Source organism: Pseudomonas sp. Mb7 (genome assembly GCF_054790525.1).
In genome coordinates this window covers 2720060-2736311 of record NZ_CP186501.1, presented here as the reverse complement: position 1 = coordinate 2736311, position 16252 = coordinate 2720060, and the positions used below count along the sequence as shown (strand labels likewise).

Annotated in this window: 21 protein-coding genes and 1 pseudogene; 7 read left to right on the top strand and 15 right to left on the bottom strand. The window is 56.0% G+C overall.

Features of this window, described 5'->3' with window-relative positions; translation table 11 throughout:
- Positions 1–11: 11 nt before the first annotated feature.
- Positions 12–1169 (bottom strand): efflux RND transporter periplasmic adaptor subunit, encoded by a 1158-nt coding sequence (locus ACOYXH_RS12465; protein WP_095050885.1) that lies wholly within the window; start codon positions 1167–1169, stop codon positions 12–14.
- Positions 1170–1435: 266 nt separating this feature from the next.
- Here ACOYXH_RS12465 and ACOYXH_RS12460 point away from each other — a divergent pair, with 266 nt between their 5' ends.
- Positions 1436–2137 (top strand): response regulator, encoded by a 702-nt coding sequence (locus tag ACOYXH_RS12460; protein WP_007912171.1) that lies wholly within the window; start codon positions 1436–1438, stop codon positions 2135–2137.
- Between the two features lie 4 nt (positions 2138–2141).
- Positions 2142–3443 (top strand): ATP-binding protein, encoded by a 1302-nt coding sequence (locus ACOYXH_RS12455; protein ID WP_460064760.1) that lies wholly within the window; start codon positions 2142–2144, stop codon positions 3441–3443.
- A 127-nt stretch (positions 3444–3570) separates the two neighbouring features.
- On the opposite strand, the gene pncA is transcribed toward ACOYXH_RS12455, so the two are convergent.
- The 4 genes from pncA to ACOYXH_RS12435 all read right to left on the bottom strand — a co-directional run bounded on the left by pncA (position 3571) and on the right by ACOYXH_RS12435 (position 6085).
- A complete protein-coding gene (gene pncA / locus ACOYXH_RS12450; RefSeq protein WP_220556287.1) occupies positions 3571–4197 on the bottom strand; it encodes a bifunctional nicotinamidase/pyrazinamidase in 627 nt (208 codons plus the stop codon).
- Positions 4198–4244: 47 nt separating this feature from the next.
- Positions 4245–5006, bottom strand: a complete 762-nt coding sequence (locus tag ACOYXH_RS12445; protein WP_460410770.1) for an anti-sigma factor family protein — start codon at positions 5004–5006, stop codon at positions 4245–4247.
- A complete protein-coding gene (locus tag ACOYXH_RS12440; protein WP_460410874.1) occupies positions 5003–5488 on the bottom strand; it encodes an RNA polymerase sigma factor in 486 nt (161 codons plus the stop codon). The genes ACOYXH_RS12445 and ACOYXH_RS12440 overlap by 4 nt, the downstream gene beginning before the upstream one ends.
- Before the next feature lie 63 nt (positions 5489–5551).
- Positions 5552–6085: a tetratricopeptide repeat protein gene (locus tag ACOYXH_RS12435; RefSeq protein ID WP_460410769.1), complete on the bottom strand. Its 534-nt coding sequence runs from the start codon at positions 6083–6085 to the stop codon at positions 5552–5554.
- Positions 6086–6244: 159 nt separating this feature from the next.
- Here ACOYXH_RS12435 and ACOYXH_RS12430 point away from each other — a divergent pair, with 159 nt between their 5' ends.
- Positions 6245–7018 (top strand): class I SAM-dependent methyltransferase, encoded by a 774-nt coding sequence (locus ACOYXH_RS12430; RefSeq protein ID WP_460410768.1) that lies wholly within the window; start codon positions 6245–6247, stop codon positions 7016–7018.
- A gap of 120 nt (positions 7019–7138) precedes the next feature.
- Here the strand turns inward: ACOYXH_RS12430 and ACOYXH_RS12425 are convergent, their stop codons facing one another.
- Positions 7139–7477 carry a DUF2834 domain-containing protein gene (locus tag ACOYXH_RS12425; protein WP_095050878.1) on the bottom strand — a complete coding sequence of 113 codons (339 nt, stop codon included), beginning with the start codon at positions 7475–7477 and terminating at the stop codon, positions 7139–7141.
- A gap of 389 nt (positions 7478–7866) precedes the next feature.
- On the opposite strand from ACOYXH_RS12425, the pseudogene ilvA reads away from it, so the two are divergent.
- Positions 7867–8862, top strand: a pseudogene (gene ilvA, locus ACOYXH_RS12420) (threonine ammonia-lyase, biosynthetic); the annotation flags it as partial.
- Positions 8863–8892: 30 nt separating this feature from the next.
- Here the strand turns inward: ilvA and ACOYXH_RS12415 are convergent.
- Positions 8893–9198, bottom strand: a complete 306-nt coding sequence (locus tag ACOYXH_RS12415) for an NIPSNAP family protein (RefSeq protein ID WP_064362707.1) — start codon at positions 9196–9198, stop codon at positions 8893–8895.
- 21 nt (positions 9199–9219) lie between these two features.
- A complete protein-coding gene (gene eco, locus ACOYXH_RS12410) occupies positions 9220–9705 on the bottom strand; it encodes a serine protease inhibitor ecotin (RefSeq protein WP_460410767.1) in 486 nt (161 codons plus the stop codon).
- Between the two features lie 367 nt (positions 9706–10072).
- Between eco and ACOYXH_RS12405 the strand changes: the two genes are divergently transcribed.
- The gene (locus ACOYXH_RS12405; protein ID WP_007912157.1) at positions 10073–10342 is read left to right on the top strand and encodes a DUF1652 domain-containing protein; all 270 of its coding nucleotides are present in this window, start codon (positions 10073–10075) and stop codon (positions 10340–10342) included.
- Here ACOYXH_RS12405 and ACOYXH_RS12400 read toward each other — a convergent pair.
- Complete coding sequence (locus tag ACOYXH_RS12400) at positions 10339–10737, bottom strand: hypothetical protein (RefSeq protein ID WP_095050875.1); 399 nt, start codon at positions 10735–10737, stop codon at positions 10339–10341. The genes ACOYXH_RS12405 and ACOYXH_RS12400 overlap by 4 nt on opposite strands.
- Before the next feature lie 89 nt (positions 10738–10826).
- A complete protein-coding gene (locus ACOYXH_RS12395; protein WP_320413034.1) occupies positions 10827–11096 on the bottom strand; it encodes a DUF2790 domain-containing protein in 270 nt (89 codons plus the stop codon).
- A gap of 14 nt (positions 11097–11110) precedes the next feature.
- On the opposite strand from ACOYXH_RS12395, the gene ACOYXH_RS12390 reads away from it, so the two are divergent.
- Positions 11111–11509, top strand: coding sequence for a hypothetical protein (locus tag ACOYXH_RS12390; protein ID WP_320413033.1), 399 nt, complete (start codon positions 11111–11113; stop codon positions 11507–11509).
- A gap of 78 nt (positions 11510–11587) precedes the next feature.
- Entirely contained in the window at positions 11588–11884 is a 297-nt protein-coding gene (locus ACOYXH_RS12385) for a hypothetical protein (RefSeq protein ID WP_038368500.1), read from the top strand.
- 70 nt (positions 11885–11954) lie between these two features.
- Here the strand turns inward: ACOYXH_RS12385 and ACOYXH_RS12380 are convergent, their stop codons facing one another.
- The 5 genes from ACOYXH_RS12380 to ACOYXH_RS12360 all read right to left on the bottom strand — a co-directional run bounded on the left by ACOYXH_RS12380 (position 11955) and on the right by ACOYXH_RS12360 (position 16251).
- The gene (locus ACOYXH_RS12380; protein ID WP_460410766.1) at positions 11955–12755 is read right to left on the bottom strand and encodes a PoNe immunity protein domain-containing protein; all 801 of its coding nucleotides are present in this window, start codon (positions 12753–12755) and stop codon (positions 11955–11957) included.
- A 47-nt stretch (positions 12756–12802) separates the two neighbouring features.
- Entirely contained in the window at positions 12803–13591 is a 789-nt protein-coding gene (locus tag ACOYXH_RS12375) for a PoNe immunity protein domain-containing protein (protein WP_460410765.1), read from the bottom strand.
- An 80-nt stretch (positions 13592–13671) separates the two neighbouring features.
- Positions 13672–14463: a PoNe immunity protein domain-containing protein gene (locus ACOYXH_RS12370; RefSeq protein ID WP_460410764.1), complete on the bottom strand. Its 792-nt coding sequence runs from the start codon at positions 14461–14463 to the stop codon at positions 13672–13674.
- A gap of 34 nt (positions 14464–14497) precedes the next feature.
- Positions 14498–15271, bottom strand: coding sequence for a PoNe immunity protein domain-containing protein (locus ACOYXH_RS12365; RefSeq protein WP_460410763.1), 774 nt, complete (start codon positions 15269–15271; stop codon positions 14498–14500).
- Between the two features lie 200 nt (positions 15272–15471).
- A complete protein-coding gene (locus ACOYXH_RS12360; RefSeq protein WP_460064741.1) occupies positions 15472–16251 on the bottom strand; it encodes a PoNe immunity protein domain-containing protein in 780 nt (259 codons plus the stop codon).
- Position 16252 lies beyond the last annotated feature (1 nt).

Sequence of the window (16252 nt, the reverse complement as noted above, 5' to 3'; positions counted from 1 at the left end):
AAGCGTCCTGCTTACTGACCAGAGGTCTGGGCAAGTGGAAGAGGGGTGTTGTCGATCTGCACGGTTTCGCCGGGGCGGGCGTGTTGCAGGCCTTCGATGACGATGCGGTCGCCGGGCTTGAGGCCGCCGGTGACGATCCAGCGATTGTTCTGCACCGCGCCCAGTTGCACCGGTTGCTCAGCGACGCGCATCTGCTCATCGACGGTCAGCACCTGAGCAATGCCGGCGCTGTCACGCTGCACGGCACGCTGCGGCACGGTAATGCCGTTCTGGATGGTTGCCTGTTCCAGACGCACGCGGATGAAACTGCCCGGCAGCAAGTCGAGATCCGGATTTGGGAATTCGCTGCGCAGGATGATCTGACCCGTGCCCGGGTCGACGGTGATGTCGCTGAAGAGCAATTTGCCTGGCAGCGGATACAGGCTGCCGTCATCCTGAATCAGCGTGGCTTTGACCTGATCCTGGCCGACTTCCTGCAGTTGCCCGGAACGGAACGCGCGACGCAACTCGTTGAGTTCACGGGTCGACTGGGTGAGGTCGGCGTGAATCGGGTTGAGCTGCTGAATCAGTGCCAACGGTGTGGTTTCGTTCTGCCCGACCAGTGCGCCTTCGGTGACCAGCGCACGGCCGACGCGACCGGAAATCGGCGCGGTGACGGTGGCATAACCCAGATTCAGTTTCGCCCGTTCGACGGCAGCCTTGTTGGCCGCAACGTCAGCGGCGGTTTGCCGGGCATTGGCGCGGGCGTTGTCGTAGTCCTGAGCGCTGATGGCTTTGTCATCGATCAACTGGGCGTAGCGTTGCTCTTGCAGTTTCGCTTGAAAGGCATTGGCTTCTGCCTTGCGCAGCGCAGCTTCGGCGCTGTCGAGGTCAGCCTTGAACGGCGCCGGGTCAATGCGGAACAGCACATCGCCTTTTTTCACGTCGCTGCCTTCGCGGAAGGTGCGTTGCAAGACCACACCGGCCACCCGTGCGCGCACTTCGGCGATGCGTGGCGCGGCGATGCGGCCGCTGAGTTCGCTGCTGATCGTCAGGGGATGCGCTTCGAGCGTCTCGATGCGCACCGTGGCCGGTGATGCCTGATCCTCGGCTTTCGAGGATGAATCACAGGCGCTCAGTGTCAGCGCCATCGCGATCAGGCCGAGTCCGGCCAGCAGTTTCTTCGACATGTACAACCCCCAATATTGATGTCCGCATCCTACGGGCAGACGCCGAGATTAGCGGTGAAGCTTTGTAGGCGCTGTGTGAAATTGTGTAAGGGTTTTGCTCAGGGATGGGCGAGGGCGTATATCCTTCAGGTCTTGAAATTTATTGCGACAGATAGATAGCTTTCGCGAGCAGGCTCGCTCCCACAGGGGATCGCATTCCAAGTGTGGGAGCGAGCCTGCTCGCGAATGGGCCTTATCAGTCGCCACAGCACTTTCTGGATCACCCCATGCCCAACATCCTCCTGGTCGAAGACGACACCGCCCTCGCCGAACTGATTTCCAGCTACCTGGAGCGCAACGGATATTCCGTCAGCGTGATCGGCCGTGGCGACCATGTGCGCGAGCGGGCGCGAGTCAATCCGCCGGATCTGGTGATCCTCGACCTGATGCTGCCCGGCCTTGATGGCCTGCAAGTCTGCCGTTTATTGCGCGCCGATTCGGCGACGCTGCCGATCCTGATGCTGACGGCTCGCGATGACAGTCACGATCAAGTGCTGGGCCTGGAAATGGGCGCCGACGATTACGTCACAAAACCTTGCGAACCGCGCGTGTTGCTGGCACGGGTGCGCACCTTGTTGCGCCGCAGCAGCCTCGGCGAACCGCTGACCGCCAATGACCGCATTCTCATGGGCAATCTGTGCATCGACCTGTCCGAGCGCACCGTGACGTGGCGCGATCAGCCGGTCGAGCTGTCCAGCGGCGAATACAACTTGCTCGTGGTGCTGGCTCGCCATGCCGGCGAAGTGTTGAGCCGCGATCAGATCCTGCAACGCCTGCGCGGTATCGAATTCAACGGCACCGACCGCTCGGTGGACGTGGCGATTTCCAAGCTGCGCCGCAAGTTCGACGACCATGCGGGCGAGGCGCGCAAGATCAAGACCGTGTGGGGCAAGGGCTATCTGTTCAGCCGCTCAGAGTGGGAATGCTGAGCTGATGTTTCGCATCCTGTTTCGCCTGTATCTGGTGACGATCGTCTCCTACAGCGCGGCGATCTATCTGGTGCCGGATCTGGTGGTCATGGCGTTCCGGGATCGCTTCGTCACTTACAACCTCGATTATTCGCGCGGTCTGCAATCGCTGATTACCCGTCAGTTTCACGCCGTGCCGCACGAGCAGTGGCCGGCGCTGGCGGCGTCGATGGACAAGGATTTCCAGCCGCTGCACATCGCCCTCGCGCGGATCGACGATGCCGGGTTCACCGCTCTCGAGCAGGAACGCCTGCGCCGTGGTGAAAACGTCGTACGCATTGGCGACTGGGGCTGGCGCACGTTGGCGGTGACGCCGCTGGACGACACCACCGCCGTGCAAATGGTCGTGCCGCCGGATCCGCTGGACGTCAATCTGTTGTACTGGAGCATCAACGTCCTGATCGGCGCGAGTCTGCTCGCCTGCCTGTTGATGTGGCTGCGCCCGCATTGGCGTGATCTGGAACGCCTCAAAGGCACTGCCGAACGCTTCGGTAAAGGTCACTTGAGCGAGCGCACAAAAATCGCTCCGAGCTCCAACATCGGCAGCCTCGCCAATGTTTTCGACACCATGGCGGGCGATATCGAAAACCTGCTCAATCAGCAGCGTGACCTGCTCAACGCCGTGTCCCATGAACTGCGTACGCCACTGACTCGTCTGGATTTCGGCCTGGCTCTCGCCCTGTCCGATGACTTGCCGAGCGCCAGCCGCGAGCGCTTGTTGGGCCTGGTCGCGCACATTCGTGAGCTGGATGAGTTGGTACTGGAATTGCTCTCTTACAGCCGTTTGCAGAACCCGGCGCAACTGCCGGAGCAGGTCGAGGTGTCGCTGGATGAGTTCATCGACAGCATTCTGGGCAGTGTCGATGAAGAGCTGGAGTCGCCGGAGATCGTCATCGATGTGTTGCTGCACGGTCAGCTCGAACGCTTCTCGCTCGATCCACGCCTGACCGCGCGGGCGATCCAGAACCTGCTGCGCAATGCCATGCGCTATTGCGAAAAACGCATTCAGATTGGCGTGCAGGTCAATGCCGAGGGCTGTGAGATCTGGGTCGATGATGACGGCATCGGTATTCCCGATGATGAGCGAGAGCGGATTTTCGAGCCGTTCTATCGACTTGATCGCAGTCGGGATCGGGCTACGGGTGGGTTTGGTCTTGGTCTGGCGATCAGCCGTCGCGCGCTGGAAGCACAGGGCGGCACACTGACCGTTGAGTCTTCACCGTTGGGCGGGGCACGTTTCCGGCTGTGGTTGCCCAATAACGCCTGAGCTGCGTGACTCTGAAAATGTACCTGTGGGAGCGAGCTTGCTCGCGAAAGCGTCGGGTCAGTCAACGCATACTTGGCTGACATACCGCCTTCGCGAGCAGGCTCGCTCCTACAGGGAATTGCGTTGTTCAGACCAGCTCTGTGGATTGAATCAACCCGACCCCGGCACTTTGCATCCGCTCAATCGCTGCCGCCAGTGATCCATTCAGATCGATCGCCCGGCACGCATCCATCACCACATAAGTATTGAACCCCGCCGCCCGCGCATCCAGCGCCGAAAACATCACGCAGAAATCCAGTGCCAGCCCCACCATGTAGACCGTATCGATCCCGCGCTCTTTCAGGTAGCCGGACAGCCCCGTGGTGGTATGACGATCGGCCTCCAGAAAGGCCGAATAGCTGTCGATATCCGGATTGCAGCCCTTGCGAATGATCAGTTGGGCGTGAGGCAGGTCAAGTTCCCGGTGAAACTCGGCCCCCGGTGTCGATTGCACACAATGGTCGGGCCAGAGCGTCTGCTCGCCATAAGGCAACTGGATGACATCGTAGGGCTGGTGCCCGGGATGACTGGACGCGAATGAGGCGTGACCGGTCGGATGCCAGTCCTGTGCGACGACAACCTGGGTGAACTGGCGGGCGAGCCGGTTGATCAGCGGTACAATCAGGTCTCCTTCGGGGACCGCTAATCGACCGCCGGGGGTGAAGTCGTTTTGAACGTCGATCACCAGTAAGGCAGAACGGGATGAATCTGGCATCGTGGAGGCATCCTCGGAAAAAATACGCGCTGAGCATAGTGCAGGAACTAGCTGGTGATTAAGCGGCTTTTTAACAGTTTTGCCTTGTCTTCCAGCGCTATCGGGGCGTCGTGTCCGATCAGCATCCAGGCGTGTTCACGTTCAGTCCAATACACCACGTTCATCTCACGCCGACGCTCATGGGCCAACGGCTGACTGCCGCTGTTCGAGCGGGTCACACACAGCGCCAATGGCCCATGTTTCGCATCCAGATAAACGATCTGCGCAATCGGTACGCCGTCGTACTCCAGCATCTGCGCCCGTTTGAATTCGGCATCAGGCAGCTTCAAAGTGGCTGGCGCAAGGTTCAGGCCCAGGCGCGCATCGACCGTGCGCAGTTGCGCGCGTTGGGAGGCTTCGTCGGTGGGCAGGTGATCAAGCGTTTGCGGCACATACAGCACCATGTAATCGCCCACCAATGCCCGCCAGTTGTTCGATTGCGCGGCGTGCCAGCCGAGGAATAACCGGTCGGCCAACACGCCACCGGCCAACAGCGCAGCGGCGGCGCCACCGATAAACCAGCGGCGATTGAAGCCCGGAGGCTGCGGCGCTGGAATGGCGTCCAGCCGCGCTTGCAGACGCTCCAGCGGGGCCTGTTGCGCCAGCTCGTCATAGGCGTTCTTGTACGGCAGGTTGCTGCGGCTGAGCCATTGCACGCGCAGACTCAGCAGTGAGTCTTCGGCAATGGCGTTGTCGAGTTGATGGCGATAGTCGCCGTCGAGTTCGCCGTCGAGGTAGGCGACCAGTTGCTCATCCGAAGGTGGGTTCATGATCGGTCTCCTTCGGTGGATTTCGGCACGGTCTGCAGCGGTGGGTATTCAGCGAGTTTGAGGCGGGCGGTGGCCAGACGGCTCATGACCGTGCCGATCGGCACTTGCAGGATTTCAGCGACTTCGCGGTAGGACAAGCCTTCGACATAGGCCAAATACACTGTTTCGCGCTGGGTTTCCGGCAGCGCGTCGACGCGGCGAATCACTTGCGCGGCCATCACATGCGTTTGTGCGGCGTACTCACCATCGAACGCCAGTTGACCATCGGCATCGACCTGCCCCGTCCCCTGACGCACGCGACGAGCGCGTACTTCATTGAGCCAGATCGAATGCAGAATGCTCAGCAACCAGCGATACATGCGCGTACCGTCGAGGTATTGACCGGCGCGCTCCAGCGCTCGCACACACGTGGCCTGCACCAGATCCTCGGCCAAATGCCGATTGCGCGACAGCAACAAACCGTAGCGCCACAATCGCGCCAGATGCTGTCCGAGTTCTGCTCTGAATGCCTGATCGTTGACGATGATGGCGGCCCTTATAAGTGTTCAGGTTTTCGATGAGTCGTTGATGGCTTCGGCCAGGTCCTGGTATTCCTCGCAGGACGTGCCGCAAATCGATTGGATCTGCTGCAACTGCTCCTGCGCCAGGTCAACGCGGCCTTTGATCACATAGGCCTCACCGAGGTATTCGCGCACTTGCGCGTACTGCGGATCGAGTTTCACCGATTGCAGGTAATAACCGATGCCCTCGTCAGTGCGCCCTAGCTTGCGCGTGGCGTAACCGCGATAGTTGAGGGCCTTGGCGGTGTGCGGTTGCTTGAGCGTATCGAGCAGTGCCAGGGCTTCATCGTAGCGACCGGCCTTGGCGAGGCGATAGGCGTAATCGGTACGGTCAGCGTCCGGCAGCAGGCTGCTGGTTTGCAGTACGCACTTCTGCGTTTTGCTGTCCCAGACCTGGCCTTTCGGGCATTCCGGCTTCTGCACCGGCGCGTCTTCATCGCCATTGGCCAGGGCTAATTGGCTGGACATCGCCGCGACCAGTAACAACGGGGCGGCGAACATAACGGAACGGATAGTCATGGGCAAGGCTCCACAGAAAGTTATGTTTCACTTTGAACACTACAGGGTGAATTTTTATTCATTGCTTTATCAGTGACTGTTCAAGTTCAGCGTAAATTCAAGCGCTATGCTCGTCAGCGTCTGCCGTCGATCCGATGTTTTGCCGTAAGGAGCGTTGCCATGACCGACCACGTCCATCACTCAGCCGCTGCCGGCTACAAAACGGCTGCCGACACCTATGTGAAAGGTCGGCCGGACTATCCGCCGCAGGTCAGTGGGTGGTTGGCCGCGACTCTGGGCCTGGATGGGCACAAGACTGTAATCGATCTGGGCGCCGGTACTGGCAAGTTCACCGGACTTCTGGTGGCGACCGGTGCGCAAGTGATCGCGGTTGAGCCGGTGGCGCAAATGCTGGAAAAGCTCTCGGACGCCTGGCCCGATGTGCTGACCGTAAGCGGCACCGCGACTGACTTGCCGTTGCCCGACGCTTCCGTGGATGTGGTGATTTGCGCGCAAGCGTTTCACTGGTTCGCCAGTGCCGAGGCGCTGACGGATATCGCCCGGGTGCTCAAGCCCGGTGGCAAGTTGGGGTTGATCTGGAATTTGCGCGACACCCAGGTCAGTTGGGTGCCGAAACTGGACGCCATCGTCAACGCGCTGGAGGGTGACACGCCACGCTATTACACCGGCGTCTGGCGCACAGCGTTTCCGCACCCGGCGTTCGCGCCTCTGCAGGTCGAGCGGTTTCACCATGGCCATACCGGCTCGCCGGAAGACGTGATCTTCAATCGAGTGCGCTCGACCAGTTTCATCGCCGCGCTGCCGGAGGCGCAGCGGGCGAAGGTCGATCAGCAGATTCGTGCGTTAATCGCCACAGAGCCGGAACTGCGTGGCAGGGATGTGGTGACGGTGCCGTATGAAACGGCGGCGTTCGTCGCCGTAAAAAAGGGCTGAATGCCACGACATTCCAGTGTAGGAGTGAGCCTGCTCGCGATAGCGGAGTGTCAGTTACCTCATTTTTGGCTGACACTCCGCTATCGCGAGCAGGCTCACTCCTACAGGGTTTTCAGGTGTTCATAGTATCTGGCTGCACTTTGCCACCGCCTTGCGCCGTTCGCGAACCCCACGCACCACCAGATACAACAACGGCCCGATCGATACGAAAACCGCCGTCAACAACAAATAAGGCAGCACCGACCAAATCGACTGCCCACGCGACCGGGCATCCTTGACCATCCACACGCCCGCCAGCGTGGCCAGCAGATACAGATCAATCACCACCTGCGCGGTATCGGGCCGCGACATCAGGCTGATGCCAAAGTCGATCAACGACTGTTCAGCCTGGAGCATCACCGAAACGGTGTAACCGCTAAACGCGAGCAAAGCCGCGAGGGGCAGGGCGATCGACATCATGCATTCCTTCCGTGGTGTGATGAGAGAGTCGCCAGACTAACGCTGCCGCGCAAAATTGGCCATTGACTCGGCAATAGCGCACAGGCTAATTTCCAGCCCATGACTTCGACTGTATCGCGCTGCCAGCCAATGATTATTACCGCCATTCCTCATTTGGCGGGCTAGCTCACGACTGCAGCACCCAACCCGCCCTAGAGGCGGGTTTTTACTTTCTGTCTCCGGGGTTTTTGAAGTGTGGCTCATGTAGGAGCTGCCGAAGGCTCGGGCCGCGATCGGACGATCTTTTGATCTTGTTTTTGATTTAGAAAAACCAAAGTCAAAAGATCGTCCGATCGCGGCCCGAGCCTTCGGCAGCTCCTACAGGGACCGTGTGAAATTCTGCCAAGGAGATGTTCATGAGTTACACATACGATCAGCAAACCCTGCTTGAGCACTACGTGAAAAAGATCCTCGCCGCGCCAGTGTACGACCTCGCGGTGCGCACGCCTTTGCAAGCGGCACCGGCGCTGTCGGAGGCGCTGGGCAACCGGATTCTGCTCAAGCGCGAAGACCTGCAACCGACGTTCTCTTTCAAGATCCGTGGCGCCTACAACAAACTGGTGCAGCTCAGTGAAGAGCAAAAGGCGCGCGGGGTAATCACCGCCTCGGCCGGCAATCACGCGCAAGGAGTGGCATTGGCAGCACGCGAGCTGGGGATTGCGGCGACCATCGTCATGCCAGCGACAACGCCGGAACTGAAAGTGCTGGGTGTGCGCAGTCGTGGCGCTGAAGCGCTGCTGCATGGCGAGAGTTTCCCGTTCGCCCTGGCGCATGCGCTGCAACTGGCAGAACAGAGCGGACGCACCTTCGTGTCACCGTTCGATGACCCGGAGGTGATCGCCGGGCAGGGCACCGTGGCGATGGAAATCCTCCGCCAGCATCAAGGTTCGCTGGATGCGATTTTTATCCCGGTAGGTGGTGGCGGTCTGATCGCCGGCATCGCGGCCTACGTCAAATACCTGCGCCCGGAAGTGCGGATCATCGGGGTTGAATCGGAACATTCAGCGTGCCTGAAGGCTGCGCTCGAAGCTGATCAACGCGTCGTGCTGCCCACTGTGGGGACGTTCGCCGATGGCGTGGCGGTAGCGCAGATCGGTGCGTTCGGGTTTGAGGTTTGCCGTTTCTGCGTCGACGAAGTGATCACCGTCAGCAATGACGACCTCTGCGCAGCGATCAAGAATATCTACGACGATACCCGCTCGATCACCGAACCTTCCGGCGCGCTGGCCGTTGCAGGCATCAAGCAATACGTAGCGCGAACCGGGGCGAAAGAGCAGACATTCGTGGCAATCGACTCGGGCGCCAATATCAACTTCGACAGCCTGCGCCATGTCGCCGAGCGCGCCGCAGTCTGCAGCGTCTCGGCGTGAAGCGGCTTACGGCAGCAACGGGCGCAGGAAGCTGCGCTCGTAGCTGACGATGAACTTTTTCTCGACCAGACTGGCGACCAGTGCGGTGCTTTCCGGGTCAGTCATCGCGATGTGCCGATAGCTTTCGTAATCCGCCAGTGACGGAAAACTGAACAGGCAATAAGCGATGTTGCTCGCGCCTTCGGACGGCAAAAAGTAGCCGTGATGCGTGCCGCCCAAGCGCTCGACGATGCCGAGCCAGGCCTTGGCGTAGGCCTCGAACTCAGGCAATTGGTAGGGATCAATGACATATCGGACGTGGCAGGTAATCAAGCAACGCACTCCTTGTTCGGGTTATTCCTGCAGGGCGGTACCGACTTTGTCCGACGCCGACCAGATGCGATAACGCACTTCGACGTCCGACGGCGCATACACCACGACCGGCAACTTGCTGTTGTACCGCAGCATGAAACCGTCACCAACGACCGGCACGAAGGCGCGTTTCTTCTGGCTGCCGGGCGGGCAGGCCATCATCGTACTCATCGGGCCGATGACCTTTTCCAGTCGATAGAACGGATAACCCCAGCCTTCAAGATTCTTCTCATCGAGAACACCGCCCAAACGCTGGCGGTTGCAGTCCACTTCCAAAGTTTTGCCGGCGAGGATTTCAACCTGGAAGTTGTCTTCCTGTTCTTGCTTGGGCAAGTGAATGACCTGGCGGGTGAAGCCGGCTTCAGCCTTCGGGAATGGCGCGACGTCTTCAAGCTTGGCGGCGTGGGCGAGGGTGGACAGGCTGGCGATGAACAGCCCGGTGGTCGCGTAAACGCGGAAAGAACCCATGGAAGCCTCCGTGCGGGTGTAGGGTGGATAACGGGCATTCTTACCGTCATGGGCCGTGATTGCAAACCAGCGTCGAGTTGCAAATTGCAGTACCCGCCGAGGCCATTCTTGCAAATTGCAAGTAGCCAAATACTGGCACCGCCGCCAAGTGCTTGATTTCATGAGGGTGAAAATGAACCGATGAAAGGCACGCTTTATGCGTCTTTTCAGTGCGGCGCACCGGCCTTGGGCGCCTACACTCCAATGGGCATTTCGCAGTACCACCGCTTGTCGCACCAGGGAAACAGCGGGGACACACCCGTGCAGGGGCAGCAACGGTCAGCGTGAATACTTGATTGGCATCTCACAGTAAGGAGAGGGTTTCGCCATGTTTCTGTCTGCCTTGGAACTACGCAATATCATTGAAAGCAGTTTTCTGCCGAAACGCTGCCAGTGCACGCTGTCGCCGGACTTGTCGATGACCGTCAAGGTTTTCGGCGATCACCAGACCGATCAAGTCGATCTGTTGGTCAGTGGCATCGACGCCAGCCACCTCAATGGCTGTCGTGAAATCAACGAACTGATCGCCGGGCTGCGCTCGGATCTGAACCAGCAAACTGTGCAACATCACTACAGCCCACGCTCCAGAGTCGTTTAACGCACCGTTTCACCCAGTTCGACCGTCACGCGCCGGGCCTGCACAAAACCAAGGCCCAGCGCGAACTCGACCAGCACCGCGAGCAAAATCCCGGGGCCGGCATGGCCGTTCAGCCATTCCGCAAAACCCAGCACCGCCAAACCAAAACAACCGACGATAAACCCGTTGCTCAGCGCATTGCGCCCCAGCGACGGCGGTGCGTTGCGCACCAGATAAAACATCACCCCCAACGCCGCAAACAACACCGCACTGCGCCGCGCGACAAACCCTGCAGCGTCGGAATACTCGATGCTCCAGATCGCCAGCAGGCTCTGCGGGAAAACGCCCCAGGCCAGCGCCAGCAAAAAACACAACGAACACGTGAAGCCCGACAACGTGCGAAACGACAACTGCATGGCGAATCCTTGCGGCAGTGAGGAGGGCTCCGAGCATAACCGCCGAAACTCCCCACGCCTACCGCAAACCCGCAAATCAGACGTTTCTGTCAGTTCTGGAAGTTGCACGCGTCAGACAATTTCCGATAGCTGATTTCCTCAGGCTTACCGGCGTTGTCGATGTATTTCATGTCGGCCGTAACCACTTTGCACAGTTGCGTTGGCGGCTCGGTCAACGACACCACTTTGGCCACATGCAGCGGCATACCGTACTCATACGGCACGGCTTTGGACGTGGCGGAAGTGTCGTTGGCCTGGGCCAGCCCGGTAAACGCGGTGCAGGCGAGGGCGGCAGTGAGCAATAAAGGACGAATGTTCATGAAAGGACTCCCGAGTGACGGTTCTAGCGTTCGGCGTGATTCACCCGAACCTGCCGCACTGGGCAACAGCCAGAATGGCTGAGGGCGTGCGGTTCAGTAGAGTTTTTGACCACGGCGTTAAGGGATGGTTAACCGAGCTGAACGCCGGCTGTCAGGGAGTGCGGCGGTTTTCTTTGGAAGGTTTGGCGAATTCCTACAAAGGCTGGTGCCTTGTCTGCTTTCGGCGGCTGGAGCGGGGCGGTTATTGTCGGTTGCCGCTGCAAAATCAGTGGTTCGGGTTTGGTCACCCGGGAATAATCGATTGCATATGTGCCATCATTTGCACCGCGGAGTTCTTTGACCGTGAAGTGCATAGCTGTGGCGGCCGTGTGCGGGACGCCTTCGGGCGAGCTGAGTTGATTGTTCTCGGTTGACCAAGCCTGTACACGGTCCGCCTCCCACCGTTTGGTCACGGTGTCGGCGGTTACTTTTGAAACAATCGAGTAATCAATATGCCAATAATCAAACTGCTACAAAACCGCTATCTCCCCCTCAGCAGCAACGTCACCGAAACCCCGACACTGCTCATCGACACCCAAGCCAACCCGAAAGACATCCTCGAAGCTGCCGTCCAGCGCATCCGGGCCGCCGCCGACCTGCTCGAAACCCTGCATTGCCTGTGCTTCAAGCACGCCGACGTGCAAGACATTCCACACATTACCCATGCGCTTTACCTGCTGACGCAGGATGGCAATGACTTGCTGCAGGTGGCGCAGCAGCAGATGTTGAACTGGAAAGCGCCTGCCTGAGTTCATCCCTCAAAAAAGCCTGCCGTCGAAAGAGGGCAGGCTGAGTGGTGGGGGTGGCGGATGCACAAGCTCATTGTGGTTGCAGGTTGCGAGCGTATTCGACCAGATCCTTGGGGTAGACCATGTGATCGATTTTGCTGTCGTCTATACCGTATAAAAACGCGATGGCAGCAGCCTCGAAAGCCCAATAACCAACGTAATTGCCGTCATCGTCTTCAATGTCGAGATGACTGTCATGCCAGTTAGTTTGCAAGTCTTCGAAGCCTTGGTACCAACCGTCACAGTATTGCTCAAGTAGCTCGCTGGACTCTTCAGCGCTCTCCGCGTAAATCGCCCGAACCAGCGGCGTGTACAAATCGTGATACCACTCATCAAGGTCAGCTCGCCCGGGCAAGCACTTGCGCAGCAGATCCTCATATAACGTGTCCTCGCCTGCGTAGCCGGCTCGGTCAATCAGGGCGGAGAACCTGGCCAGTAAGTCGATGCGATGCAGCAGGATGCACAAACTCATGACCTGGACGCATTCTTCGTACTGCTCCGGCCAATCATCGATTGCCAAAGGCGAAACGTTGGGTTCATCGTTCAGAGCAAGCGCTTGCTGATTGATTTCATAGTGATCTACGAGCTTCTCCAGTCGCGGAACCAAAGAGGCTATCGGTTCGCCTGCCGTGTAACTGACCAACAAAGCGTTGAACGCGGCATCTTTGAAATAAGTAGTGCGTAACGCCTGCTCTTCAGCAGCGCTATCCGCCTGCATGGTCTCGCCCACCCAGCGGGACTCGGTTTCATCATAGAGTCGGATGGATTTTCGATAGTACGAGTCAGTGAGAAACGCTTGGCGTTTACGCACTAGGGGATCTTCCTTTTCCATAACACCTGCTCAAGATCGAGAACTGAAAAGTCTTTTTGAGATATCCGCTACAAAGGTTGAACGTTGTTGGTGGGCCGTTGGCTTCTTGCATACTCGACTAGATCCTTCGGGTAGACCATGTGATCGATTTTGCTGTCGTCAATGCCATACAGAAAGGCGATAGCTCCAGCCTCGATAGCCCAATAACCTACATAGCTTCCCTTTTCGCCTTGTAGGTGAGTGTCATACCATGGAGCATGTTTGAATGCGGGATACCACTGTTTGCAATAGTCATTCAGGATATTGGATGATGCTTCTTTAGTTTTCGAGTATATGGCCTGGATGAGTGGTGTGTATACGTCGTGATACCATCTATCGACATCGTGCCTATTCGGCAATACGGTTTTTAATAAATCTTCATATAGTGTGTCATCGCCGGCATATCCGGCTTCATCTATGAACGCTACGAAACGTTGCAAAAGGTCGATTCGGTGCAGGAGAATGCACAAGCCTATGACCTGAACGCACTCCTCATACTGGTAAGACCAATCATCTATAGCGAGAGGCGATATTTTGGGTGTCTGTTCAAGAATGGATAACTTTTCTTGCCATATTTCGTATTTTTCTATCAGTTCCTCCAGTAGCGGAATGAGTAATTCTATTTTCTCTCCTACGGTGTAGCAGGCAAGCATTTTGTCAAGTAGGAGGCTTTGAAGTTGCTCGGCTCGAAGTGAAGCCTCTTCCTCGGGGGAGTCTGACTCAAAGGTGTTTGTTTTTAAGAAATCTATAACTTCGTCGTGCTCTCTCAGGAAGTTATTATAATGAGCCTCGCTGAAGAATTTTTGTCTCTTTTTCACGCCTCTACACCTCCGCTTGCTTTAGTCGGCTTGCGCCGGCGTAAACCAATTCCTGTCATGACTACTGGGTAGGCCAGCATCTAAACGAGCGACCCTAGCTTATTAGAAATTTGATGGTTTTTGGCGTATTCGACCAAATCCTTAGGGTAGATCATGTGGTCTATTTTGCTGTCATCGATGTTGTATAAGTAAGCAATAGCACCGGCTTCGAAAGCCCAATATCCGACGTAACTGCCTTCCTCGCCATCTCGGTGTGTGTCATGCCATGGCGCCTGCTCAAAGGCGGAATACCAGGTTTCGCAGTAATTGCTTAGAAATCTGGAAGCCTCTGTACTATCTTCAGCGTAAATGGCCTGTATCAGCGGCGTGGAGACATCGTGATACCACTGATCGATATCCGCTCGCTCAGGTAAAACCTTGATCAATAAGTCCTCGTACAGAGTATCCGTATGGGCATATCCTGCACTATCGATTAAAAAGACAAAGCGTTTTAGCAAGTCAGTGCGATGCAACAAGATGCACAGGCTTATGACTTGCAGGCACTCTTCATATTCATCTGGCCAGTCATCAATAATCAGAGGAGTAATGTTAGGTATCTGCTCATAAGTGGCCTGATATTTCTGGAGTTCTTCATAGCTGGCAATCAGCGTTTCCAGAGGCTGCATCAGAGTTTGTATATCCTCTCCGGCAGTGTAGAGCATAAAGACATGTTCCAAATGGAGGTTTTTAAAGTTCCTGGCTCGTAGAGACTTCTCTTGTTCGGGAGAGTCTGCTGTGAATAGTTTGTCCTTCCAGAATTCAAATTCTTCGTCGTAGTTTGTCAGGAAGTTTTCGTAACGTAATTCAGTAAGGTATTTCTGCCGTATTTTCAAGTGTCATGTCCGTGACGAATATCGTAGTTTAGAGTTAAGGCTCTTTGGTTTGCGATCTCGCGTACTCGACCAGATCCTTGGGGTAGACCATGTGATCGATTTTGCTGTCGTCAATGCCATACAGAAAGGCAGCAGCGCCTGCTTCAAAGGCCCAATACCCTACGTAATTTCCATCTTCGCCTTGTAAGTGCAAGTCGTGCCATGGGGCCTGCTTAAAAGCGGGGTACCATTTGTTACAGTATTTTCTCAGAAATTTCGCTGCTTTCTCTCCGCTGTCTGCGTATATGGCCTGTATTAAAGGTGAATACATATCGTGAAACCATTGATCCACATCGTGTCGATTCGGAAGTACCTTTGAGAGGAGATCCTCGTATAAGGTGTCATCCCCGGCGTAACCAGCTTGGTCTATCAGTTTTACAAACCGTTCAAGTAGGTCTCTGCGATGTAAGAGTATGCATAGTCCTATAACTTGAACGCATTCTTCATATTCATCAGGCCAATCACTTATCGCTAGCGGCGAAATATCTGTTGTCTTTTGATATGTGGCAAGTGTCGCTTGCCTTATCTCGTATTTCGCTATTAGGTCCTCAAGTAATGGCTTTAGGGATTCGATGTTTTCTCCGGCTGTGTACGCGGCAAAAACTCTATCCAGCGCGAGTTGCTTAAAAAATGTTGCACGCAGCGACGCTTCTTCTTCCTGCGAGTCAGACTGAAAGTTTTTTGTTTTGAAGAATTCAATGACTTCGTCATGCTCCTTCAAAAATTTTCTATATTGATAATCGCTGAAGAATTTCTGTCTGATACTCATTTTTTGCCAGATCCGTGTCAGTCGGTTTTGTCGAAGTCGTAAGACAGCTTTCTCTCTCGATCAATACAAGCGAGGCCCCAGTGGTAGTATGTGATTTAGCATAGAATATTACCTTCTAAAATGTCGGCGTAATTTTTCAAGGGCTGCGTGAACGAATAACCAGCAACGGTTCATGGTTAACCAGCGTTTGTACGAGCAACCTAAGATTTATTGGAAGGTTGATTGTTCCTGGCGTATTCGACGAGGTCTTTTGGATAAACCATATGATCGATTTTGCTGTCATCGATGCCATACAAAAAGGCGATAGCCCCGGCCTCGATTGCCCAGTATCCGACATAGTTTCCTTCTTCGCCCTGCAGATGAGTATCATGCCAAGGAGCTTGTTTAAAGGCCGGGTACCATTGGGTGCAATATTCTTTTAGAAAGTTTGTGGCCTCTTCTTTGGTTTTTGCATATATGGCTTGCACTAGCGGAGAATAAACATCGTGGTACCATTGGTCTATATCAGCTCTACCAGGTAATATTTTGCAGAGTAGATCTTCGTACAGTGTATCGTCGCCCGCATATCCAGCATTATCTATCAACTTAACAAAGCGCTTAAGCAGGTCTGTGCGATGTAATAGAATGCAAAGGCCTATAACTTGCACGCATTCCTCATACTCGTGCGGCCAATCGTCTATTGCGAGTGGTGAAATTTCTGGAGATTGTTCAGATGCGGCTAGTGCTGTCTGCCGGATTTCATATTTTTCAACAAGATATCCTAGTTCAGGAATCAGCAAGGATATTTCTTCGCCTGCTGTATACATCACCATTAGCTTTCGAAGTGCTAAGCGCTGAGCAAATCTTGAGCGCAGTGTCGCTTCACCTTCGGGGGTGTCGGACTTGAATTTGGTGGTTTCTAAAATTTCAACAGCTTCGCCGTGCTCTCTCAAGAAATTTTCGTAATGGGCGTCACTGAAGAGTTTTTGTCTTTTTCGCATA